This is a genomic window from Pseudomonas abietaniphila (assembly GCF_039697315.1).
In the GTDB taxonomy this organism is placed as follows: Bacteria; Pseudomonadota; Gammaproteobacteria; order Pseudomonadales; family Pseudomonadaceae; genus Aquipseudomonas; species Aquipseudomonas abietaniphila_B.
Window position 1 is genome coordinate 1,013,207 of sequence record NZ_CP155619.1, and the last position, 22,904, is coordinate 1,036,110.

At 58.5% G+C, this 22,904-nt stretch carries 18 protein-coding genes; 16 read left to right on the forward strand and 2 right to left on the reverse strand.

Annotation, left to right across the window (positions count from 1 at the left end; translation table 11 throughout):
• Positions 1-133 precede the first annotated feature (133 nt).
• Together ABDX87_RS04450 and ABDX87_RS04455 are read left to right on the forward strand one after the other, a co-directional pair.
• Positions 134-646 (forward strand): hypothetical protein, encoded by a 513-nt coding sequence (locus ABDX87_RS04450; RefSeq protein ID WP_346831787.1) that lies wholly within the window; start codon positions 134-136, stop codon positions 644-646.
• Between the two features lie 420 nt (positions 647-1,066).
• Complete coding sequence (locus tag ABDX87_RS04455) at positions 1,067-1,720, forward strand: hypothetical protein (protein WP_346831788.1); 654 nt, start codon at positions 1,067-1,069, stop codon at positions 1,718-1,720.
• A gap of 120 nt (positions 1,721-1,840) precedes the next feature.
• Here ABDX87_RS04455 and ABDX87_RS04460 read toward each other — a convergent pair whose 3' ends face one another.
• A complete protein-coding gene (locus ABDX87_RS04460; RefSeq protein ID WP_346831789.1) occupies positions 1,841-3,175 on the reverse strand; it encodes an autotransporter outer membrane beta-barrel domain-containing protein in 1,335 nt (444 codons plus the stop codon).
• A gap of 24 nt (positions 3,176-3,199) precedes the next feature.
• Between ABDX87_RS04460 and ABDX87_RS04465 the strand changes: the two genes are divergently transcribed.
• The 5 genes from ABDX87_RS04465 (at position 3,200) to ABDX87_RS04485 (ending at position 11,901) form a co-directional block, all read left to right on the forward strand.
• Entirely contained in the window at positions 3,200-4,006 is an 807-nt protein-coding gene (locus ABDX87_RS04465) for a hypothetical protein (RefSeq protein ID WP_346831790.1), read from the forward strand.
• Between the two features lie 706 nt (positions 4,007-4,712).
• Positions 4,713-6,527, forward strand: coding sequence for a hypothetical protein (locus ABDX87_RS04470; RefSeq protein WP_346831791.1), 1,815 nt, complete (start codon positions 4,713-4,715; stop codon positions 6,525-6,527).
• Positions 6,528-6,759: 232 nt separating this feature from the next.
• On the forward strand, positions 6,760-8,616 hold the full coding sequence (locus tag ABDX87_RS04475) for a hypothetical protein (protein WP_346831792.1): 1,857 nt from the start codon (positions 6,760-6,762) through the stop codon (positions 8,614-8,616).
• A gap of 63 nt (positions 8,617-8,679) precedes the next feature.
• Positions 8,680-11,283 (forward strand): hypothetical protein, encoded by a 2,604-nt coding sequence (locus tag ABDX87_RS04480; RefSeq protein WP_346831793.1) that lies wholly within the window; start codon positions 8,680-8,682, stop codon positions 11,281-11,283.
• Positions 11,284-11,421: 138 nt separating this feature from the next.
• Positions 11,422-11,901: a hypothetical protein gene (locus ABDX87_RS04485; RefSeq protein ID WP_346831794.1), complete on the forward strand. Its 480-nt coding sequence runs from the start codon at positions 11,422-11,424 to the stop codon at positions 11,899-11,901.
• Here the strand turns inward: ABDX87_RS04485 and ABDX87_RS04490 are convergent.
• Positions 11,890-12,573 (reverse strand): alpha/beta family hydrolase, encoded by a 684-nt coding sequence (locus tag ABDX87_RS04490; protein ID WP_346831795.1) that lies wholly within the window; start codon positions 12,571-12,573, stop codon positions 11,890-11,892. The two genes, ABDX87_RS04485 and ABDX87_RS04490, sit on opposite strands and share 12 nt — an antisense overlap.
• A gap of 849 nt (positions 12,574-13,422) precedes the next feature.
• Here ABDX87_RS04490 and ccoN point away from each other — a divergent pair.
• The 9 genes from ccoN (at position 13,423) to ccoS (ending at position 22,696) form a co-directional block, all read left to right on the forward strand.
• A complete protein-coding gene (gene ccoN / locus ABDX87_RS04495) occupies positions 13,423-14,865 on the forward strand; it encodes a cytochrome-c oxidase, cbb3-type subunit I (RefSeq protein WP_346831796.1) in 1,443 nt (480 codons plus the stop codon).
• A complete protein-coding gene (gene ccoO / locus ABDX87_RS04500) occupies positions 14,865-15,476 on the forward strand; it encodes a cytochrome-c oxidase, cbb3-type subunit II (RefSeq protein ID WP_346831797.1) in 612 nt (203 codons plus the stop codon). Before ccoN ends, ccoO begins: the two co-directional genes overlap by 1 nt.
• Positions 15,477-15,481: 5 nt before the next feature.
• Entirely contained in the window at positions 15,482-15,673 is a 192-nt protein-coding gene (locus ABDX87_RS04505) for a cbb3-type cytochrome oxidase subunit 3 (RefSeq protein ID WP_346831798.1), read from the forward strand.
• Positions 15,670-16,647: a cytochrome-c oxidase, cbb3-type subunit III gene (gene ccoP, locus ABDX87_RS04510; protein WP_346831799.1), complete on the forward strand. Its 978-nt coding sequence runs from the start codon at positions 15,670-15,672 to the stop codon at positions 16,645-16,647. Before ABDX87_RS04505 ends, ccoP begins: the two co-directional genes overlap by 4 nt.
• A 204-nt stretch (positions 16,648-16,851) precedes the next feature.
• Positions 16,852-17,853, forward strand: a complete 1,002-nt coding sequence (locus ABDX87_RS04515; protein WP_346831800.1) for a metallophosphoesterase family protein — start codon at positions 16,852-16,854, stop codon at positions 17,851-17,853.
• 119 nt (positions 17,854-17,972) lie between these two features.
• Complete coding sequence (ccoG, locus tag ABDX87_RS04520) at positions 17,973-19,388, forward strand: cytochrome c oxidase accessory protein CcoG (protein WP_346831801.1); 1,416 nt, start codon at positions 17,973-17,975, stop codon at positions 19,386-19,388.
• Positions 19,389-19,400: 12 nt separating this feature from the next.
• Positions 19,401-19,934, forward strand: a complete 534-nt coding sequence (locus ABDX87_RS04525; RefSeq protein WP_346831802.1) for a FixH family protein — start codon at positions 19,401-19,403, stop codon at positions 19,932-19,934.
• A gap of 55 nt (positions 19,935-19,989) precedes the next feature.
• Positions 19,990-22,440: a heavy metal translocating P-type ATPase gene (locus tag ABDX87_RS04530; protein ID WP_346831803.1), complete on the forward strand. Its 2,451-nt coding sequence runs from the start codon at positions 19,990-19,992 to the stop codon at positions 22,438-22,440.
• Positions 22,441-22,480: 40 nt separating this feature from the next.
• A complete protein-coding gene (gene ccoS, locus ABDX87_RS04535) occupies positions 22,481-22,696 on the forward strand; it encodes a cbb3-type cytochrome oxidase assembly protein CcoS (RefSeq protein ID WP_346831804.1) in 216 nt (71 codons plus the stop codon).
• Positions 22,697-22,904 lie beyond the last annotated feature (208 nt).

The window sequence follows — 22,904 nt, forward strand, 5'->3', positions numbered from 1 at the left end:
TAAGAAACTTGCAATACCTTTTATCCCGGTTGCCGCACCGGACGGCCTGATTTCTCTTGCAGACTCTCAAGACGACATTACTGTTCTTCTTGAAGTTTGGCTCTCCTCCGACCCGGGGGACACGTATCAACTAATGCTTGACGGTAATCCGATAGGCCCGATTGAAGCACTTCCAGATCCTGTGCCTGAAGAAGGTTCAGAATTGATGCTTACGCTGGCTCGGGAGTATCTCGAGCATGACGGCATGTATAGGGTTGCCTACAAAGCCACTAATGTCATAGGCCAAGTCTCGGCAACCTCTGAGTCCGTCCCAATTCGAATTGACCGCACCGCTCCAGGTGCAGCACTTCTTGCGGCAATGGTGTTTCCATCTGAGCCGTTCGGCGATGAAGTGACTGGCCTGGTCCCCGGCTACGCCGGCATGGAGCAAGGCGACGTCATCCAGACCTTGTGCAACAAAACCCCAGGCCCGATCCATCTCGTCCATGCCGATGAGCTCTCCCTGCGACCGATCGAGATCACCTTTAAGCGTGAATTTTTGCAAAGCGTCGGGAGCGAAAACGTCACGATCGAGTACTTCGTGACCGACCGGGCGGGCAACGAGTCGATCATTTCCCTGCCTGTTAAGCTTTTTCTGCAATTGTAACGGATTATTTTCACGATCCATCCGGATATCTGACGAGAAAGCCTCCACGCATTTGCGTGGAGGTCCGATCCTTTCAGAAAAAATCGGCGCGCGGTTACAATTTTCTTCAGCACTTTTACTTCCTCATTCCCTACAAGTTTGTCGGAAGTTTCCGAGAGGCAGCAGATTTTTTGTGACGCGTGTATATAAATAAATATTTTTAACCTCAATAAATCGGCAAAAAATGGCGGAAAACACATTTCCAGGCAATGTTCAATAACCTTTTTACACTTTAAAAGTCATGTAAAACCTCTGCATTTGAAGCGATTGACAGTAATTATTTTGCAACTGAACATATGCGGAAAGCGGACGGGTCTACACACCCCGTTGATAGACCCGAGCTTTTAAACATCATCACAGCCCGCTAACCAAGGAGTTTCCATGGAAGATGAAATGGACATCCCGCCACCCGTTGAATCACAAGCAAATACACCCGACAGCGATAAGGAGTCTAAGGAAAATCCAGTAATGGGAAACAGTGACGAACCGAAACAGCGGGCAGGTTATACGCCTTCGATTCCGCACTTTGAAGAGTTTCAGGCGGTGCCCTCTGCGGACGTCATTGCAAACGAAACCGCGATCATTTTTGAACACTATCTGCGCAGTGTCCCCAGCTTTCCCTGGCAGCCCCATGAAGCAACCATGGACGCCACGCCGGTGTTCGCAGCCCCGACACTCGTCAACAACAAGAGCGGCGTCGTGACCCGGGAGCAGCTCATCGATGGCATTTTCATCGAGGTTCCCCGTTCACCCAAGCTTTGGGCAGGTGATCAATTGAAGATGCGCTGGGGTTACAACACCTTCCTCACCACGGTCGGCGAGACCAAGGGCCGTAACGGGCCGCGCTTGACGCAGTACCTGGCCCATGCGGCGCTGGCGGACTACAAGAACGGCTTTGTCGAGGTCAGCTACGAAGTCGTTCGTCGCTCGCGTCTGGTGGGCGTTTCCGAAGTGCTGACCGTCGTTTTGAAGGGCAGTGCCAAACGGCGATCAAGTCGCAACCGCGTCCTTCGTCGAGGCAATCCGCACCCTTGATGGGTGCTGACCGGAACGGCTGACGCCGGGCATGAAAAAGCCCCGGTTACAGCGATGTAACCGGGGCGCTTACAACAAAAACAACAGACGCATCAGATCAGACGATCGAATGCCCGACGATCAGAACGCAAGGCGTAAACCGACGTTTGCGCCCCACGGCTGCTCGACATGCTCGCCCTTCATGTAATCGAAGTCGGCATGCACCTGCAGGCGTTCAGACAACGCTACCGAAACACCGGCTCCCAGCTCAGCCCGGGAACCGAACAGGTCGTTATCGAAACGCTGATCGTTGACGCTCACGTCATTGCTACGGGAAAACTCATGAGCCAAAGCCACACGCACATAGGGTTGAACCACACCACCGTCCTTGAGCGCAAACTGACGCCCTACGGTGCTACCCACTTTACCCAGTACCGATTGAGTCTGGCTGGTCCTGGCCTGCAGGCCATTGTCCAGCGTGTAGCTGTCGCCCTCGATCCAAACGCTCGACAACTGCGCATAAGGCGCCACGAAGTAATCGTCAGGCAGCTTGATGTGCTTGCCGAACTCTACAGAGCCGCCTACCGCCTTGTTGCTGTAGTCGCCTTTGGCCTTGCTGCCACCGCTCATCGCCACCTTGGACGCGTTGTGAAATTGGTTCAGCTTCAACACGCCGTCCACGTAGTAACCCTCGTCCGACAGCCAGGTGCCATAAGCGCCGACGTAGTAGCTGTCCACCTCCCCCGAGGTGCCACGGCTCATGTCCAGATCGGATTTGCTGTAACCCCCCATCAACCCCACCAACAGATGCCCGTCGTTGACCGGAATCGGCGCATCCGCACCGAACGACAGCCCTTGCTGCTTCTGCTGATAATCCACGCCCGCATCCAGCGACGCGTTGAAGCGGTTACCGTAACTGCGAATCCAGCCACCACCCTGCTCCTGACCACGCACCTCACCCATGCGGCTGCGCAAGGTGGTCAATTCACTGTTCCAGATGGTCGGCCCTGCGCTGAACAACGCCAACGCACTCTGCGTCGACGGGCTGACGATCTTGCCGGAGCCGACGATGAACCAGTCGTTGCCTTGCTGCTCCAGCGCGTAGGAGTAGACGCCGAGGTCGGCACGGCCACGGTCACCCGCCAACTCGAAAACCGCGTTACCGCTCTCTGTATGAATGATTCGCAGCGCGTCGAACTCCGCAGGCACGACCTCTGCGCCGGTATTCTCGACGTTAACGTGGTGAAAGCCGGTGGCCTGTCCAGTGACGTTCAGCATGTCGCCCGTGGCGTTGTCCAGGTTGATGCGCATGTCGAATACACCGCGGCCAGACAACTCGCCCACCGTAAGGGTATTGAAGGCGTCACCGCGGAAGCTGACACGGCCAGCCCCCATCTTCAGCGTCGGCACCTGGTTATCGGCCAGCAACTTCCAGCGCGCATCGGAGTTGATGGTCATGCTGTTGACGTTGGTCACATTCCCGCTCAATCGCGCGTCGTTTTGCAATACGACATCAAGACGAGCGCCCTCTGCAGCCAGCAGATCGCCCTTGAGGCGGCTGTCGTCGACGATCAGGTCAAGCTGACCCTTATCCTTGACCTCCACCAGATTGCCATTGCCAGCCACCAGTTCGGTGTTGTTTTGCAGCGTGATAGTGGCAACGGCGGGCGAAGTAGCATTGTCAAAAAGCTCTATCGCGGGCCCGAAGTGCCCCACCACCATGGAGTGATCGATCATCACGACGTCTGGGGGGGGGGGAAGATTGCCGGAACCAGGTATTGGACCAGAGGTGGTGACCGTCAGCCCCACCCGTTCACCCTCGATAAGGCTGTTATTTTCGATAGTGAGATTCGAACCACCGGTCTGCACGCCTACCCCGGGCCCGCCAGCACCCCCTACGCCAAGCACGTGGGTAGCGGTCAAAACGGCGTCGCTTCTCGCCATTTTTATCGCGTTACCAACGCCCGATACGAAACTGTTGTTCAGATTCATCGCATTGCTCGACTCGCCAGCAGCAACGAGGTCTATCGCCGTCTTGGTATCGCTCCATACAATCGCATCGGTCGCATTCAGCGTACCGGCGCTCACCAAAATGGCGGCCGATATGCTGGGGGCATCGATCGTTTGCTCGACTACGCCCCCTGTGATATTTACGAGCCCATCAAAAAAACCCGCTTGAATGTTGTTGATCACCCCTCCCTCAAGCAGGTTCAGCGTAGCGCCCCGGTTCAGCAGATACTCCAGGCCTGTGGCCTGATCAACGGTTTCGACGGCCCCCGCCGGAATAGTTATGGCGCCCGGCAATAACCTGAGAGGTTGCTCCTGTGCCACGCTCTGTATTGTGATCGACATGCCACATAACACCCCCAAAAGTTGCCAATGGGTGCCTGCGCCCTGAAATACACTGCATTTATCGTTCACGCTATACGCCCTTCTTTTAAAAGAACGACAGATTGCGACAGAGAGACTTTCTTCCAGCAATTAAAATGGATATAGGACAGCGTTACTCACTCCCAAATGAGTGTCATACCTTTCCTACGGAAAAAACGCTTATTGTGATGTTTTGTACAAACAAACAAGACGACTGCCCGGATGTTCAGAACGCAGGGGTGAGCTACCTCATTTCGACCAACGCTTGATTAAGTGACCGAGCCAAGACCCATTGAGTGACAATTACTCCTCAGATGAAAAAAAGACCTTTAACTATGCGCGTTAGCTTCCAGCAATTGCCCTAAATCAGAAAAGCCACTCGCAACTGACTTGAGCCAGATCATTCGTGAGTCCGTATTTTTACTCCAAATAAAAACTGCCCCCCTATATTTGCACGCCCACCATTGACAACCCGACGAAACCGCTATTAGTTAAGAAGTGCCACTCACATACCGCGCGTTTTACGCGTGAATGAAGCCTGCTGTTAATGACGCGTCAATACGCAGGAAGGCACTTGTATCTGTGAAGACGAAGCAACAATAAAAAACCATAACCTGCATCATCCAACAAGAGGCCAAAGCATATGTTGAAACCACCACTCATCCCTCAAGCCGACCCGGTAGATGGACTATTGACCCTGGAGGCCCTGCAACAGCCGATCATCATCAATCTGGTGGCATGGGCACAGGCCTTGCCTGGCCATTCTTATCAACTGGTTTGGAACGGTAGAGAGGCGGGTGAGAAAAAATACATTCGCGATGAACGTCCCGGCGATCCGTTGACGCTGGTCATTCCTGCAAGCCTGCTGGAGGAAGAGGGCACCTATGCCGTTGGTTACGTACCCAAGAACGAACCGGGTGGACAAACCGCCTACTCACCCGTATCCCCGTTGATCGTCGACCGCACCCCACCCGGTGGTGATCTGCTGGCGCCGCTGTTGTTCGAGGCCCACCAGCAGCCGTTGACCGAAGAGGCCCTGGCGCTGGCGGGCGATGTGCTGACCGCCCGGCTGCCCAGTTACTTCGACGCCAAATGGGGCGATGTGGTGCGCACCTACTGGGGCGAGCAGCCAGGGCCGGAACGCACCCTCAAGGCGGATGAACTGGGCGGCGGCAACATCGTGTTCAGCTTCACGCGGGATTTTCTAGAGCAATTGAAAGACGGCGAGGTCGTCGTGACCTACACCGTCACCGACCGCGCGGGTAATCTCTCCAGGGTGTCGGAACCGGCGCTGCTGAGCCTGCAACTGCGTAACCTGCCGCAGGCGTTGTTGGCGCCTGAGGTGCCTTCCGCCACCGACGGCTTGCTGGACCACAACGACGCTCGCCATGGTGTACGGGTGGATATTCCCCGTTATGACAATGTGCAGCAGGGCGATGAGGTCGTGCTGCACTGGGGCAAGGTGACGCTGCACGGCCAGTTGCTGAACGACACCTCCGTTTTACAGCCGATGATTCTGTCGTGGCATGTGCCCTACGCCACGGTGCAGGCCGCCGGAGACGGGCTCGTTGAGGTCCGGTATGAGGTGTACCGCAATGGCGTGTTGGGCGGCACCTCTCCCGCTGCGCAGGTGAATGTCTTCGTCACCTTGCCCGGCCCACAAGACCCGACACCCGCCACCTTGATCAACGAGCAACTGGCAGCGCCTACGGTGCGAGGTAGAAGCGAGCAGGCCAACCGTGAGCACAACGTTCTTGATCAAGACGATTACCGCCTCGACGCGGATGTGATCGTTCCTTGGCAAACGGGCTTCAAGGCGTTTGATCAGATCGCGTTGTTCTGGGGAACATGGCCACTCCCGGTTATGCGGACACTTGATCAAAACGATGTCGATGCCGGTGCCGACCTGGTGATCTGCCTGCCCAACAAGCTGATTGTCGGTGAAGGCCCCGGCCGTGCGATTCCTTTGCATTACACCGTCACCCGAGCGGACAACCCCAACACTTCATACTCTTCGACGCAACCTGTGCGGGTGGTGAACCAGGCGCAATTACCTGGTGGTGAGTGCGGGTTGGCCGGTGCCGTATTCGTGGACGCCGACACTACCCATACGTTGCGACTGCCTGCGGTGACAGAAGGCACTTCATTATGGGTCAAACCTTATCGCAACCTGAGTGTTGGGGATCTTATAGAAGTGTCTCTGAAAGGGTATGACGCGTTTATTGACGGGCAACTGATTGAGGCCACAGAGATGAACATGTCCGCAACGGTCGATGAACACACCCACCTCAATGAGGTGCTATTTAAAATCCCATCCACACTGCTCGATCATTTTACCGTCGGGCGAATTGAAGCGCGCTACCAGATTAAGAACGACTATGGCGGCGCCTGGTCATTAAACAGCGACGTTTATATTGACAGACGCTCCATCACGCCACAGCCAGTTAAATCCGATTGAAATATTTAGCAATCTAGACTCACTAAAATATAAATAACTACCACACGCCTATTGACAAGCCACACCCACTACAATTAGTTGAACTGCATCCCGTATATAGCAACCTATTTAAACGTACGCGGATGACCTTAATTGCAATACCCACAGGCGCACCCTGCCCTGTTAACTTAATAAAAAACTCGGCGGCCTTTTCAATCAAGGATCCCGGCTGCCTATTTAATGGAGAAGCACTATGTGTGAATTAAATCATCAATCATTGGTTACCCGCCACGTTAACAACAGAGCGTTGCCGCAACCGAGCGTTCCCGTCGCCGACCCTGTGGACGGCCTGCTGACCCGTGAAGACCTGCAGCAACCGGTCACCATGGATCTGGTGGCATGGGGAGAGTCTTTGCCTGGCCATTCTTACCAATTGGTTTGGAACGGCGACCTGGTGGGTGAGAAAAAATACATTGCCGATGAAATCCCTGGCGATGCATTGACGTTGCCTATTCCGGCCACTTTGCTGGAAAACGAAGGGGTCCATGCGGCTGGCTACGTAGCCAAGAACGAACTGGGAGGACAAACCGCCTACTCACCCACAATTCCGTTGATCGTCGATCTCACCGCGCCAGGCGGTGGCCTTCTGGCCCCCATGATCTTCCCGCCCGAAGCACAGGACGGCACGCTGACCTCGGACGAACTGACCGCCATGGGTGATGTGCTCACCGCCGAGGTTCCGGGCTATGCAGGCATGGACTGGGGCGACAAGATTGAGACCTTCTGGGGCAGCGTCCCAGGCCCACAGCATACGGTCACCCCGTCAGAAGTCACTCAGGACCGCGTGATGATTGGCTTCACGCGCGCGTTCCTCGAAAACCTCGGCGATGTCAGAGAGCCAGTGAGCTACACCGTCACCGACCGAGCGGGAAATACGTCGATCCCATCGCTCCCGGAGACGTTTCAACTGTTTCTGACGGAAATTCCGAACGACTACCCCGCGCCTCTGTGTGCACAAGCTGACGACGGCCTGATCGATGACGCCGACGCTCGCGCCAAGGTGGCCGTAGACATTCCGCAATACCCCAACCCTCAGGTAGGCGACAAGATCACGTTGTATTGGGGCAGCACCGCGCTCCCGGAAGTGCCTTTGCAGGCCGGCGATGAAACCTCGGATCCGGTTTTTACCCTCAATGTACCCTACGCGCTGATCGCACAGGCTGGCGAGGGTAATGTCGAGTTGCAGTACGAAGTTCGCCGCAACGATGTGCTCGTGGGCGTATCGCTGTCGCTGCCTGTGACTGTGAACCTGACCTTGCCAGGGCCGGTGGACCCGGATCCGGAAACCCCGGAAAACGAAGCGTTGGCCCTGCCGATCATCCGCGGCACCAGCAATAACCCCGACAATCAGGACAACGTCATCGACAAGGATGACTTTCTGCTGGATGCCGAAGCGGTCATTGGCTGGAAGGACGAATTTGCCATCGGCGACACCCTCAGCCTGTATTGGGGTTCGCAACGGACACCAGCCGTTTACACCTTGCGCTCGCCCGACATCGGTCTCGATCTGGTGCTGAGCGTTCCTAACGCGTTGCTGACCGCCGAAGGCACGGGCGATGCGATTAAGGTGTATTACACCGTGACCCATGCCGGCAACCCGAATACGTCGAAGTCGGGCGCGCAAACGGTGGTCGTCACCTCCGAGGGCGATCTACCTGGCGGACCAGATGGCCTTGACGGTCCGGTGTTCACCAACGCCAACCAATTCAACGCGATCAGCCCGGTGAACAGCCCTGACGGCACGCCGATCTTCATCCCGCCTTACGTCAATGCGGACAAGTATCCGCGCGTCAGCGTGGTCTTCCATGGGTACAACCGATCCAACGGCGACACGCCTGTACCTGGCGCCAGCATCGAGTTCACCCATCTGCTTGACGCCACGGAGCAAGCCCAAGGCTACACCTTCCGGGTTTCGGCCCAACAACTGAGCCTGATTTGTGAAGGTCGCGGCGAAGCCTACTACCGCGTAGAGGGCCCAGGTGGCGTGATGGTCAACTCGATCACCACCCAAGTGATCATCACCATGTCCATTCCAGGAGGGGGCTGCTGAGCAGCCCCAACGGCGAGCCTCCGGGCTCGCCAACCAAAATACAAAAACAAGGAAGACCGAATTATGAACAGTGCAACTAAAGCTTTACTGCCGGCACCGGCGATGCAGAACCTGCACGATCCTAGTGGCATCGGTTATGCGGATACGCTGGATCCAAAGGTTCCGCTCTCAGTGCGTGTGGGCCCCTATCTGGAAATCAGTGAAGGCGATGCCATCGATCTTTACTGCGACAATCAACTGGCCATCAACTACACCGTAAAACGCGAAGACCTTACGCCCGGAAGTTTCAACTTCGTCGTTCTGCCGCTTGATCAGAAGTTTATCCGTCAAGACGCAATTACCCTTGTGTATGAGGTCACCAAACCCATTGGCGGCCAGAAAAATCAATCCGTTCCAGCCATCATTCCTGTCAAGCTCACCCTCCCAGGCGGCACCGACACCAACCCCGCGACCCCTTACGAAAACGAACGCCTCGCCAAGCCCAAGGTGTTCCCGGAAGGTGTCATCACCTCACCTGAAAACGTGCGGGTCGAGGTCGCGCCTTACCTGAACATGTTTGTGGGCGACAAGATCACCCTGTCGTGGCACGGCGAACTGATTCTTACCGAAATCACCGAGCAGGATCAGGTGGGTAAGCCCGTCGTCATCCCGGTGAGCAAGGAAATCATCGACCTTGCAGGTGACTCGGACATGCTTGAAGTGCGTTACGAGATTCGCGACGTGGTGAACAACTGGTCGCGCTGGTCGCTACCCACTCAGGTGGAAGTAGAAGCCGGCGACTCCAGCCTGCCTGCTCCGGTAACGCCGCAGGCACCGGGGATGGAACTGAATCTTGACCAATTGGGCTCGGCTGATCTTCAAGTGCTGGTGATTGCCCATCCTGATATCCAGCGCGGTGATGAACTGGTGCTGTCGATGGAGCGCAACACTGCCGAAGGCATGCCGCTGGAGACCTTCACCGCCATCAAGACTGTCAGCACTTCGGGCAGCTTCTATGAGTTTCAGGTGCCGAACGCGCAATTCCAACCGATGGCGCAAGGGCGAGCCCGTCTCCAGTACCGGGTGAACAAGCCATCGGGCAACACCCTTCGTTCAAAGAGTCTGCCTCTGAAGATCGTGGGCAGTCCGATGGAGCTTCCACTGCCGCGTGTACCTGCGGCTGAACAAAACAACGGCGTACTGGACCCGACGGCGCGCAATGTTCGTGCAGAAGTACCCCCGTATTACTTCATGGCTGCAGGCAATGACGTGCACCTGTTCTGGATGGGTAAAACCGAAAGCGGCGCCAATGTCATGCACGACCAACTCATCAAGGTCGCCGAGGGGAATGTCGGCAGCCAGATCGTCTTCCAGATTCCAGACGAAAAAGTCAGGGCACTGGCCGGCGGTTCGGTGGAGGTGTACTACACCGTCAACACCTTCAGTCGCGCATTCTTCAAATCGCCGTCGCTGCGTTTGACCGTCAGCGATGGCCAGACCATTCCCATTCCCCTCCCCATCATCAAGGAAGCCATTAACGGCGTCCTCGACCCGGCCAACGCCCCACATGGGGCGACCGTGATCGTGCCTCCAGGCGCCAATCTGCGCCTGGGCGATCAGGTCAGGGTCAGTTGGAAAAGTCCAAAAGGCGATGAGTACAAAGACAACGTCATCGGTGACAGCGACGTGGGCAACTCCTTAGCCGTGGTGTTCTCCAACTTCCTGGTAATCGCCAACCGGGGTCAGCGCATCTCGGTGTCCTATCGCATTATCCGCACGACCGGTTCAACGCTGTTTTCCCGTCCGTACTCGGTAATGATCCAAGACGGCGAGTTGGCGCTGTCCAAGCCAGCGATGGACACCGTGAAAGAAGACGGGGTGATCACGCCCGGGTTGATCCCGGAATCGGGCGCCACGGTTCGGGTGCGCTATGACGCTCGCAGCGGCGACCGTGTCAAGGTGATCTGGGCCGGTGCTTCGCGGTATGAGACGCCGGAGCAAACGACCGGTGGCAGCAATCAACTGGTGTTCACTGTGCCGAAGTCCTTGATTGTGGCGACGCAGAACGCCATGGCCTCGGTGACGTATCAGGTCACTCGCGCAGGCACCATGCGCCAATCGATGGAGCTGAAACTGTCGGTGCTCAGTGCGCTCACGTTCGATACCAGTGCGTTGAGGCTGTCAGGTAAAACGTATACGGTGATTTCCCACCCGGATGTCTCTCAAAAGTGGACTGCCGACAACTCCGCGCAACGCGTGGCCAAGGGCGGAGTCAAGCCATACACCTACGCGTCCAGCAACACAGCGGTCGCGCGCGTTCAGGAGCATGGCGTGGTCTGGTCGCGTGGCAACGGGACGGCGACCATCAGTGTGACCGACGCCACCGGGGCCACGCTTTCCTATCCGATCACAGTCAGCGGCGTCATCAAATGCTCCCGGCTCAAGCCCAACACGTATCAGGAAGTGGTGTGGGATGCGGAACGCAACAACGCTCGCTTGCCAACGATGCAGGAGCTGCGTGAGGTCTACGCCGCCTTTGGCGATAAGTGGCCGTTGGAGAAAACCGACATCTGGGCGTCCACAGATGCCAAGCTCGCCAAGGCGCCGATTAAACACTTTGGCAATGGGCAAGAGGGCTACGCCTTCACCTTCAACAAAGTCCTGGGCGTCGGGCTGCACTTTTCCTGACCGACGTTAACCGGTGAAATCCGACCGGATCCAGCCTGCAAAGTGGTTCCGGTCTCCCCTTCATGTTCATAACGCGTGTGCCTGCCCTTGCTGACCTCGACTCAGCGGGCGCAGGTCCACGATCAGGGAGAGCACTTTATGAACAACACCACGCAACCTGCATCGCCAATATTCCCCAGGCCGGACATCTTCAGGGCCTGCGTTAACACCAAACCGTTCCTGACCACTCGCCTGAGTGGTCTGTCCTGTCTGCGCCCTGAGTTGGTGGGCGCGCGTACTCACCGGATCTGGAAGATTCATGCCGATGGACACGTCGGCCGACACCGGACGATGCTGGGCCTGTTCATCGATCAGACACTGGAACCCGGTACTTACGACCTCGTGCGCAATGACCGCATCACGGCGGTTTACCACCGCACCCCCAAGCAAGTCGCGCAGGTCTATCACTCGCGGGATTTCCAGCGCGGGAGCGTGACACTGCTTGAGTTCAACCCTGATACCGGTCGCCTGCGCGGCACCTTCGAGTTCGCCATGTCGGCCATTGGCTTTGACGTGTCCGGGGGCGAATTCGACGTGATGTGTCCACGGGAAGAGGGAGGTCTGGCGTCACCGCGATAGAAAACCGGCGATGCGCTCTGCGGCATCCTGCAGGCAGGCCGAATAACTGATACCCGCTGCTTTCAACGGTTTCAGGTCGTGGTTGGCGGTGGGCAACCAATGGACATTGATCTGGCGCGAGAGCGTGTAACCCTCCACCGCCTCTCGATTGCCCAGCGCGTCCCGTTCGCCTTGAATGATCAGGGTCGGTGTGCGCAGTTCAGCAAGATGTGCAACGCGCGGCTTTTCGGGCTTGCCCGCCGCATAGAACGGGTAGCCAAGGCAGACGAGCGCATCGGCCTGGACCTCATCGGCCATCAGGCTGGCCATGCGCCCTCCCATGGATTTGCCGCCGACGGCCAGACGCCCGCTGACAAGGGGACGAACGACGGCGTACACCTCATGCCAGGATTCGAGCAATTTAGGTTGTGGATTGGGCGGGCGTTTGCCGCCGTCGATTCGACGTTGAGCCATGTACGGAAACTCGAACCGCAGCACCCCGATCCCTGAACCCGCCAGACGCTCTGCCATGTTATTCATGAAATCGCTGTCCATGGGCGCACCTGCGCCGTGCGCGAGGATCAACGTCGCAGCCAATTTTTGGGTCGTCGGCGCGTTCCACAACCAGCCCCGTTTTTTTGCCAGTTGCTCACATTGATCGACGGCAAGCGTTACCGGGTGCTCTTTGCTCATGCTGGCCTCGTGCCCTGATCTGATGATGTGCGTCATTATGCCCAACACGCAGGGCAATCTGAATGTTTCCCGAGACCATGAAGATGCCCGCACACGACAGCGAAGGTTCAGCTTCCACTCTTTACCCTGACAGGGCACTTCGGACAAAAGCACCGACACGCTGAGCGCCCCAAACCACACACAACCGGGCGGTTTCACCGACGGCACAGCCTTTTTGTCTGTTTTCGGTCGATCAACCGCAACGATCGCCGACCTTTTCTGCCAGCTCGGGCCAAATTTTTGGGCAGTGAAAAAGTGCAATTGTTGACGGCTTCTGTATACAACTTTAGACGTAGAAACCCTCCACCAAAGGACAAGGAGATCAGGGGGAGGAACGTTTCAGCTGTCTTCTGAAATCGTCGTGCGCCGCGCCCTGAAGATGGGCGCGGCGCCTCGGCAATCCCGCGCGGCCAAGTGTCGCAGTTGTTTTTACGGCTTCCATCGCCAGCCAATCACGTCTAAGCTTGCCGCCATGGTGGTCCGGCGACAGCTAGCCACAGGCCCAGTGAAAGGATTGTGCTCGACCCTCCTTCCCTCTTGCAGACAGACAGCATCGACCTGTTCGTCACCCGCAGGGTTGTATCCAGTTTTCGGCACTCACGCGCGCTGCCTCACTCGTCCTGTTCCCCCCGTCCTGGCGGCCCACTCGGGCAACTCAATCCTGCGCCTCGTTGCGCGGCGGGTTGCCAAAAACCGCATCTGTCGTTTCCGTCGTCCGTGTCGTGCTCGTTGCGCGGCAAACGGTCTACGCTTATTTCGATGTTGCGGCTGTTACCACACTAATAAAACACCAAACCGTGGAACCTTAGAATGAGCACAGCAATCAGTCCGACTGCTTATAACTATAAGGTAGTCCGCCAGTTCGCCATCATGACGGTGGTCTGGGGGATCCTTGGCATGGGGCTCGGTGTCTTCATCGCCTCACAACTTGTTTGGCCGGACCTGAACCTCGGTCTTCCCTGGACCACGTTCGGACGCCTTCGACCGCTGCACACCAACCTTGTGATCTTCGCCTTTGGCGGATGTGCGCTGATGGGCACTTCCTACTATGTCGTGCAGCGCACCTGCCAGACACGACTGATCTCCGATGGCATGGCCGCCTTCCACTTCTGGGGCTGGCAAGCGGTCATAGTCGGAGCCCTCGTTACGCTGCCCATGGGCTACACGACCACCAAGGAATACGCCGAGCTCGAATGGCCGATCGCGATTCTGCTGGCCATCGTCTGGGTGACCTACGCGGCGGTGTTCTTCGGCACCATCGTCAAACGCAAGACCAAGCACATCTATGTCGGTAACTGGTTCTACGGTGCGTTTATCGTGGTCACGGCGATGCTGCACATCGTCAACCACATGTCGCTGCCAGTGAGCCTGTTCAAGTCGTATTCGGCGTATTCGGGTGCGACCGACGCGATGATCCAGTGGTGGTACGGCCATAATGCCGTGGGCTTTTTCCTGACCACCGGTTTTCTCGGGATGATGTACTACTTCGTGCCGAAGCAGGCCGAACGCCCGATCTACTCCTATCGCCTGTCCATCGTGCACTTCTGGGCACTGATCACGCTGTACATCTGGGCCGGCCCGCACCATTTGCACTACACCGCGCTGCCGGACTGGGCGCAGTCGCTGGGCATGGTGATGTCGATCATCCTGCTGGCGCCAAGCTGGGGCGGCATGATCAACGGCATGATGACCCTGTCCGGTGCCTGGCATAAGTTGCGCACGGACCCGATCCTGCGCTTCCTCGTCGTGTCGCTGGCGTTTTACGGCATGTCGACGTTCGAAGGCCCGATGATGGCGATCAAGACCGTCAACTCGCTTTCGCACTACACCGACTGGACCATCGGTCACGTACACGCCGGCGCCCTCGGTTGGGTGGCGATGATTTCCATCGGTGCGGTCTACCACATGATCCCGCGGCTCTACGGCCGTCCGCAGATGCACAGCATCGGCCTGATCAACACTCACTTCTGGCTCGCGACCATCGGCACCGTGCTGTACATCGCGTCGATGTGGGTCAACGGCATTACCCAGGGCCTGATGTGGCGTGCGATCAACGATGACGGCACGCTCACCTACTCCTTCGTCGAAGCGCTGCAAGCCAGCCATCCGGGCTACATCGTGCGCGCCCTCGGTGGGGCGTTCTTCGCCAGCGGCATGCTGTTCATGGCCTACAACGTGTTCCGCACCGTGCGTGCGTCGAACACCGAGGAAGCCGAAGAAGCCGCCCAGATCGCTGTCGTGGGAGCCCACTGATGATCAAACATGAAATGCTCGAGAAGAACATCGGCCTGCTGTCGATCTTCATGGTCATCGCCGTCGCCGTCGGTGGCCTGACCCAGATCGTCCCGCTGTTCTTTCAGGACGTGACCAACAAACCGGTCGAAGGCATGAAGCCGCGCCCGGCCCTGGAGCTGGAAGGTCGCGATGTGTTCATCGCCAATGGCTGTGTCGGTTGCCACTCGCAGATGATCCGCCCCTTCCGCGCCGAAACCGAACGCTACGGGCACTACTCGGTGGCCGGCGAAAGTGTTTGGGACCACCCGTTCCTGTGGGGCTCCAAGCGCACCGGTCCTGACCTGGCCCGCGTCGGCGGTCGCTACTCCGATGACTGGCACCGCGCGCACCTGTACAACCCGCGCAACGTGGTGCCGGAATCAATCATGCCCGCCTATCCGTTCCTGGTGGAAAACAAGCTCGACGGCAAGCTGACCGGTCGCAAGATGGAAGTGATGCGCAGCCTGGGCGTGCCCTACACCGACGACGACATCGCCGGTGCAGGCGCCGCCGTGAAAGGCAAAACCGAAATGGACGCCCTGGTGGCCTACCTCCAGGGCCTGGGCACCATCATCAAGAGCAAACGGTGATCGCTATGGATATCGGGATGATTCGAGGCCTGGGCACCGTGGTCGTGATGGTGGCCTTCATCGGTCTGGCGCTGTGGGTGTTCAGCCCGCGGCGCAAAGCTGAATTCGACGACGCCACCCTGCTGCCCTTTGCCGACGACCCCGAGGCCATCAAGCACCTCGAGCAAGCAAAAGCTTCCAGGAGCAACACACAATGACTACGTTTTGGAGCCTGTACGTGACGGTGCTGTCGCTGGGCACGATCTTCTGCCTGACCTGGCTGTTGCTGGCGACCCGCAAGGGCCAACGCGCCGACACCACCGACGAGACCGTTGGCCATTCGTTCGATGGCATTGAGGAATACGACAACCCGCTGCCCAAGTGGTGGTTCATGCTGTTCGTCGGCACGATCGTCTTCGCCCTGGGCTATCTGGTGCTGTACCCAGGCCTGGGCAACTGGAAAGGCCTGCTGCCGGGTTACGACTACGTCGATAACGACAAGCAGATCGCCTTCTCCAACGGCCAGTCCGGCTGGACCGGCGTGCATGAATGGGAGAAGGAAATGGCCCGTTCCGACGCCCGTTTCGGACCGATTTTCGCCAAATTCGCCGCCATGCCGATCGAGGAAGTCGCCAAGGACCCGCAAGCGCTGAAAATGGGCGGTCGCCTGTTTGCCACCAACTGCTCGGTCTGTCACGGTTCCGACGCAAAAGGTGCCTACGGCTTCCCCAACCTGACCGACGCTGACTGGCGCTGGGGCGGTGAGCCGCAGACCATCAAAACCACCATCATGGGCGGCCGTCATGCTGTGATGCCGGCGTGGGGTGAAGTGATCCTGGATCAGGGCGTGCGTGATGTTTCCGCCTACGTGCTGACCCAACTGTACGGACGTAAGCTGCCAGACGACGCCAAAGCCGACCCGGTGGCAGGGCAGAAAATCTTCGCCGCCAACTGTGTGGCCTGCCACGGTCCGGAAGGCAAAGGGACGCCCGCCCTGGGTGCGCCGAACCTGACCCACCCGGCGGCCTTCATTTACGGCTCCAGTTTCGCGCAGCTGCAACAGACGATCCGTTACGGTCGCCAGGGCCAGATGCCCGCGCAGGAACTGCTGCAAGGTAACGACAAGGTGCATTTACTGGCCGCGTACGTGTACAGCCTGTCTCACGGAGACAAGCCCGTCGACGCCCAGTGAACCGTTCCCGATAGCAGGACCTTCGCCCGCGCAGGTGGGCGAAGGTCCATTGATCGGCGGTCGGTAACTCGCACTTACACTTAACGACCCGGCATTTGAAACTTGAGCTTTATCTACGCCTGATTTTGTTCTTACGTCCCTAGACTGCACGCACAAGTCGCAGGAAGCGCACTTGGCATTCGCTCTCTCAAGGACGTATCGAACATGAACAAATGGACGCTTTTAATCGGCTCGCTAAGCGTTTGGCTCGCGAGCATCGCCGCCCACGCGACGCCTTCAACGCTGGTCTTTGCTTCGGACCCGCAATACCCATGGAGCCCCTACAGCGACTACAAACAGGACATCTCGGCCAAAGCCAACCAGCAACTGTCGAGGGATTTGATTGAAGCGCAATACAAAAGCATCGCCGATTTACGCAGAGCCCATCCCGATCAGGACGTGCCCGTGATGATCAATGGTGACATGACTGCCTTTGGCCACGGTTGGCAGCGCGATTATCTGTACCGCACGCTGGACGCTCATCTGGGCGGTGATTATTACTTCGGTCTGGGCAATCATGATTACGAAAACAATGTTGGCGACTGCGCCAACAACGGTTGCGCCCGGGACAGCCTGTTCGACCTGCGTGACCGGATGCTGAACAAAGTCGATTCGATGGCGTTGTACGTCGAGAAGACCGGCTGGAACGAAACGTGGGTCGGCAGCCTCGCCTACAGCAAACGGATCGGCGACGTTCAGCTTATCCAGTTGAATAACGAGCCGACTTACGAAGCCAGTTTCAATTCGCGACAAGGTTTTAAGACGTATGACTTCAGGATCAAGGGCTCGCTTGACTGGCTTGAAGAACAGCTCAAGCGTGCAAGGGCCGACAACCTGATCATTTTGCTGAATATGCACAAACCCGATGGCTGGCAGACCAGCGCCCAGGATCTGCAGCGTTTCAAGGCCATGATCAAGGCGTACGAGGTGACCGCCGTGTTCGCAGGGCATTATCACAAGTACGGTGGCCGCTATTACGGCGCGGACTATTTCGGATCGGTGCCACTGTTTCTCAGCGGCTCCGCTTCACAGCGCACGTATCTGACCGCCGAGATAGACCGAGAAAAACGCCGGATGAGGGTGAGCAAAGTCGCTGACAACGACTGGAAAACCAGAAAGGAGCTCGCGGTGATACCCCTGCCCGGCCATGAAAACGATCTAAAATGACAGGAGTCGCCTGTGCGGCATGACAGCAACCCAATGACCTCGGCCGGCACGTACTGACCGAGGCACCTCCCCACCGCCGTGGACCGCTTCAATGAGCACGCCTCGATGAGTATGCTGCGATGAGCAACCAGATTCCGGTACACAACGTCACGCCGCCGGCCAAAAAAGACGATGACACCGTCGACCTCTACGCCTCTCGGGAGAAGATTTACACCCGGGCGTTCACCGGGCTGTTTCGCAACCTGCGGATCGGCGGCGGACTGGTGCTGTTTCTGTTGTACTTTGGCACCGTCTGGCTCGACTGGGGCGGCCATCAGGCCGTGTGGTGGAACCTGCCCGAGCGCAAGTTCTACATTTTCGGGGCGACGTTCTGGCCACAGGATTTCATCCTGCTGTCCGGCATTCTGATCGTCAGCGCCTTCGGGCTGTTTTTCATTACCGTATTCGCGGGGCGCGTCTGGTGCGGATACACCTGCCCGCAGAGCGTGTGGACCTGGATCTTCATGTGGTGCGAAAAGGTCACCGAGGGCGACCGCAACCAGCGCATGAAACTGGACAAGGCGCCAATGAGCGCCAACAAGTTCACCCGTAAACTGGCCAAACACAGCCTGTGGCTACTGATCGGGTTCGTCACCGGCCTGACCTTCGTCGGTTATTTCTCACCCATCCGCGAGCTCACCGTGGACTTCTTCACTGGCCAGGCGGACGGCTGGTCGTATTTCTGGATCGGTTTTTTCACCCTCGCCACCTATGGCAATGCGGGCTGGCTGCGCGAACAAGTGTGCATCTACATGTGCCCGTACGCGCGCTTTCAAAGCGTGATGTTCGACAAGGACACCCTGATCGTTTCCTATGACCCACGTCGTGGCGAGAAACGTGGCCCGCGCAAAAAGGAGCTGGATTACAAGGCGAACGGACTGGGCGACTGCATCGATTGCACGATGTGCGTGCAGGTGTGCCCGACCGGAATCGACATTCGCGACGGGCTGCAGATCGAGTGCATCGGCTGCGCCGCCTGCATCGATGCCTGCGACACCATCATGGACAAGATGAGCTACCCTCGCGGGCTGATCAGCTACACCACCGAACACAACCTGTCCGGGCAAACGACGCACAAGCTGCGGCCTCGTCTGATCGGTTATGCGGTGGTGCTGGTGGTGATGATCGGCGCGCTGACGGGCGCATTCTTCATGCGCTCGCTGGTGGGCTTCGACGTCAGCAAAGACCGCGTGCTGTATCGCGAAAATGCCGAAGGGCGTATCGAAAACGTCTACAGCCTGAAGGTGATGAACAAGGATCAGGTCGATCACACCTACGTGCTTGACGCCACGGGTCTGCCGGACCTGAAACTGCAAGGGCGACGGGAGATCAAGGTGGCCGCCGGCGAGATCTTCACCCTGCCGGTCGAGCTGTCGGTTTCACCGGAAAGACTCCCGTCCAGCACCAACGAGGTGACGTTCAACCTCAAGGACATTGAAAACAGCGGCACCGAAATTCAAGCCAAGAGCCGATTCATCGGCCCACACGTTCGTTAAGAGATGTCAGACATGACCGCAGCAACTGCCTCAAGCCCTTGGTACAAGCATCTTTGGCCGTGGATCATCATCGCCATTCTGGCCTGCTCGGTCACGCTGACGCTGTCCATGGTGACCATTGCGGTCAACAACCCCGACAACCTGGTCAACGACAACTATTACGAAGCCGGTAAAGGGATCAACCGCTCACTGGACCGTGAGCTGCTTGCCCAGACACTGAAACTGCGTGCGACCGTCACCCTCGATGACGTGACGGGCGAAGCCGACCTGCGACTGACGGGGAACAGCCGCCCTGAAACGCTGGTAATGAACCTGATCTCGCCGACCCAACCGGAAAAGGACCGCAAGATCGTGCTCGCGCGCAACCCTGCCCAGCCGGGTCGCTACGTCGGCCAGATGAGCGACAAGGTCGAGGGCCGGCGCTTCGTCGAACTGCTGGGCGTGGAAAACAGCCAGACCTGGCGCCTGTTCGAAGAAGAAGCCATCACCCGCGACAAGGATCTGATCCTGGGTGACGAACCGATTCAAGGTGCGGAAAAGAAGTGAGAATGACGATCGAGCGTCACGACCCTCTTTACCACGCAGCGCGTGGGAACGATCCGTGGTCATAACGCCTTGTTTCCACTGCGCCCTGCCCGTTCCACCTGGAGGTCGTTTCACCGCTGTGGTACTCGGCGAAGCCCGTGAATTCTGCTGCCCCGGTTGTCAGGCCGTGGCACAGGCCATCGTCGCGGGCGGCCTGGAAAGCTATTACGGCCACCGCAGCGAAGCCTCGACCAATCCGCAGGCCCTGCCTTCACAATTGCTCGACGAGCAGGCGCTGTACGACCGGCCCGACGTGCAGGCACCTTTCGTGCTGCACGACGAGGACCTGGCCGAGACCACGCTGATGATCGAAGGCGTCAGCTGCGCCGCCTGTGGCTGGTTGATCGAGCGCCATTTGCGAACCTTCCCGGCCGTCGTAGAAGCACGCCTGAACCTGTCCAGTCACCGACTTTACCTGCGCTGGAAAGACGCTGCCCTGCCGCTCAGCCAGGTGCTGAACGAACTGCGCAGCATCGGTTACGCAGGCCATCCCTGGCAGGCCGACAAAGCCAGCGAGCAGTTGGCGCAAGATAACCGGCGCAGCCTGCGTCAGCTGGGCGTTGCCGGCCTGCTGTGGTTTCAGGCCATGATGGCGACGATGGCCACGTGGCCTGAATTCAACATTGACCTCAGTCCCGAAATGCACACCATCCTGCGCTGGGTGGCGATGTTTCTGACCACGCCGATTGTGTTCTACAGCTGCGCGCCGTTTTTCAGAGGCGCCTTTCGAGACCTTCGCACGCGTCATCTGACAATGGATGTCTCGGTGTCACTGGCCATCGGCCTGGCTTACGTGGCTGGCATCTGGACCGCGATCACCGGCGTCGGCGAGCTGTACTTCGACGCGGTGGGCATGTTCGCGCTGTTCTTGCTGACCGGACGCTACCTGGAACGGCGCGCGCGGGAACGCACCGCGGCCGCCACCGCGCAATTGATCAACCTGCTGCCTGCGTCCTGCCTGCGCGTGAATGAGGACGGTCAGAGCGAGCGGATTCTGCTCAGTGAGCTGCGCCTCAACGACCAGGTGATGGTGCATCCTGGCGCGGTGCTGCCGGCAGACGGACGTATTGTTGCCGGTCAGTCGAGCATCGATGAATCGCTGCTCACCGGAGAATACCTGCCTCACCCGCGCGCCCCCGGCGATGCCGTGACCGCGGGCACGCTGAACGTCGAAAGCGTGCTCACCGTCGAAGTTCTCGCCCTCGGCCCCGAGACCCGATTGTCGGCCATCGTCCGGTTGCTTGAGCGCGCTCAGTCCGAGAAACCGCGCCTGGCGCAGATCGCTGATCGCGCGGCGCAGTGGTTCTTGCTGATCTCGCTGATTGCCGCGGCCGTCATCGGCGTGATGTGGTGGCAGCTGGACCCGAGTCGAGCATTCTGGATCGTCTTGGCCATGCTGGTCGCCACCTGCCCGTGCGCGCTGTCACTGGCGACACCGACGGCGTTGACCACCGCCACCGGCACGCTGCATACACTCGGGCTGCTGCTGACGCGTGGACACGTGCTGGAAGGGCTTAATCAGATCGATACGGTGATCTTCGACAAGACCGGCACACTGACCGAAGGCCGTTTGACACTCAGGACGATCCGCAGCCTGGGACCGCTGGGCAGTGAAGAGTGTCTGAGCCTGGCGGCGGCGCTTGAAAGCCGCTCGGAACACCCTATCGCCCGGGCGTTCGGCAACACGCCGCTGATGGCTGACGACGTGGTCAGCACGCCGGGCCTGGGGCTTGAGGGACGCGTCGGGACGCGACAACTGCGCATCGGTCAGGCAGACTTCGTCTGTGCGCTCAGTGACAGCCCCGTGCCGACCCTGCCGGATGAGCCCGGTCAATGGTTGTTGCTGGGCGACGAGACTCAGGTGCTGGCCTGGCTGGTGCTGGACGATCGCGTGCGCGACGACGCCGCCACCTTGGTCCAGGCCTGCAAGCAGCGTGGCTGGAAGACCTTGCTACTGTCCGGGGACAGCTCACCGATGGTCGCCAGCGTGGCCGCACAATTGGGCATCGACGAAACGCGCGGCAGTCTGCGCCCGGATGACAAGCTGCAGATTCTGCAAGAGCTCAGAGCGCAGGGGCACAAGGTGTTGATGCTGGGTGATGGCATCAACGACGTGCCGGTCATGGCCGCCGCTGACATCAGCGTTGCCATGGGGTCTGCCACCGATCTGGCGAAAACAACTGCCGACGCAGTGCTGCTGTCCAATCGTTTACAGGCGTTGGTTCAGGCGTTCACGCTGGCTCGGCGGACGCGCCGCGTCATCCTGCAAAATCTGTGGTGGGCTGCGCTTTACAATGGCCTCATGCTGCCGTTCGCCGCGCTGGGCTGGATCACGCCCCTGTGGGCGGCTGCGGGCATGTCCGTCAGTTCGCTGATCGTTGTACTGAATGCGCTGCGTCTGACGCGCATGAAGGTCGATGCGGCCACGCCTGCGTTGGTCGGCAGCCACCGGCCATTGCCGGCATGAACGCGTTTTCTCTGCACACGCCCTGGATTTCGGAGGCTCAATGCCCGCGCTTTACATCATGATCCCGGTGGCCCTGCTGATTGTGGCGGTGGCGATCTACGTGTTTTTCTGGGCGGTGGACAGCGGTCAGTACGATGACCTCGACGGTCCGGCGCACAGCATTCTGTTCGATGATCAGGATCCGGGGCACAAGGCCGGGGTGGATGAGGCGTCGGGAAAAAGCGGGCAGCAAGCGGACGAGAAGAACATCGGGTGATGAATCCACAATTAACGGTGCATCGACTGGCCTCTTCGCGAGCAAGCTCGCTCCCACAGGGGACCCGTTTTTCGACGTCAGACCTTTATTCGCCGGAGCTTGTCGATAATGGAAACCCATTACGGACAATGATCTTCACGCCTGTTCACGACTCGACACCCTTCCCCTGTGGGAGTGAGCTTGCTCACGAAGAGGCCCCGGCGGCCGC

Excerpts from the sequence above, each read along its gene's own strand:
- ABDX87_RS04450 (WP_346831787.1), top strand. The coding sequence starts at position 134 with ATGCTTGACGGTAATCCGATAGGCCCGATTGAAGCACTTCCAGATCCT.
- ABDX87_RS04455 (WP_346831788.1), top strand. The coding sequence starts at position 1,067 with ATGGAAGATGAAATGGACATCCCGCCACCCGTTGAATCACAAGCAAAT.
- ABDX87_RS04470 (WP_346831791.1), top strand. The coding sequence starts at position 4,713 with ATGTTGAAACCACCACTCATCCCTCAAGCCGACCCGGTAGATGGACTA.
- ABDX87_RS04475 (WP_346831792.1), top strand. The coding sequence starts at position 6,760 with ATGTGTGAATTAAATCATCAATCATTGGTTACCCGCCACGTTAACAAC.
- ABDX87_RS04480 (WP_346831793.1), top strand. The coding sequence starts at position 8,680 with ATGAACAGTGCAACTAAAGCTTTACTGCCGGCACCGGCGATGCAGAAC.
- ABDX87_RS04485 (WP_346831794.1), top strand. The coding sequence starts at position 11,422 with ATGAACAACACCACGCAACCTGCATCGCCAATATTCCCCAGGCCGGAC.
- ABDX87_RS04490 (WP_346831795.1), bottom strand. The coding sequence starts at position 12,573 with ATGAGCAAAGAGCACCCGGTAACGCTTGCCGTCGATCAATGTGAGCAA.
- ccoN (WP_346831796.1), top strand. The coding sequence starts at position 13,423 with ATGAGCACAGCAATCAGTCCGACTGCTTATAACTATAAGGTAGTCCGC.
- ccoO (WP_346831797.1), top strand. The coding sequence starts at position 14,865 with ATGATCAAACATGAAATGCTCGAGAAGAACATCGGCCTGCTGTCGATC.
- ABDX87_RS04505 (WP_346831798.1), top strand. The coding sequence starts at position 15,482 with ATGGATATCGGGATGATTCGAGGCCTGGGCACCGTGGTCGTGATGGTG.
- ccoP (WP_346831799.1), top strand. The coding sequence starts at position 15,670 with ATGACTACGTTTTGGAGCCTGTACGTGACGGTGCTGTCGCTGGGCACG.
- ABDX87_RS04515 (WP_346831800.1), top strand. The coding sequence starts at position 16,852 with ATGAACAAATGGACGCTTTTAATCGGCTCGCTAAGCGTTTGGCTCGCG.
- ccoG (WP_346831801.1), top strand. The coding sequence starts at position 17,973 with ATGAGCAACCAGATTCCGGTACACAACGTCACGCCGCCGGCCAAAAAA.
- ABDX87_RS04525 (WP_346831802.1), top strand. The coding sequence starts at position 19,401 with ATGACCGCAGCAACTGCCTCAAGCCCTTGGTACAAGCATCTTTGGCCG.
- ccoS (WP_346831804.1), top strand. The coding sequence starts at position 22,481 with ATGCCCGCGCTTTACATCATGATCCCGGTGGCCCTGCTGATTGTGGCG.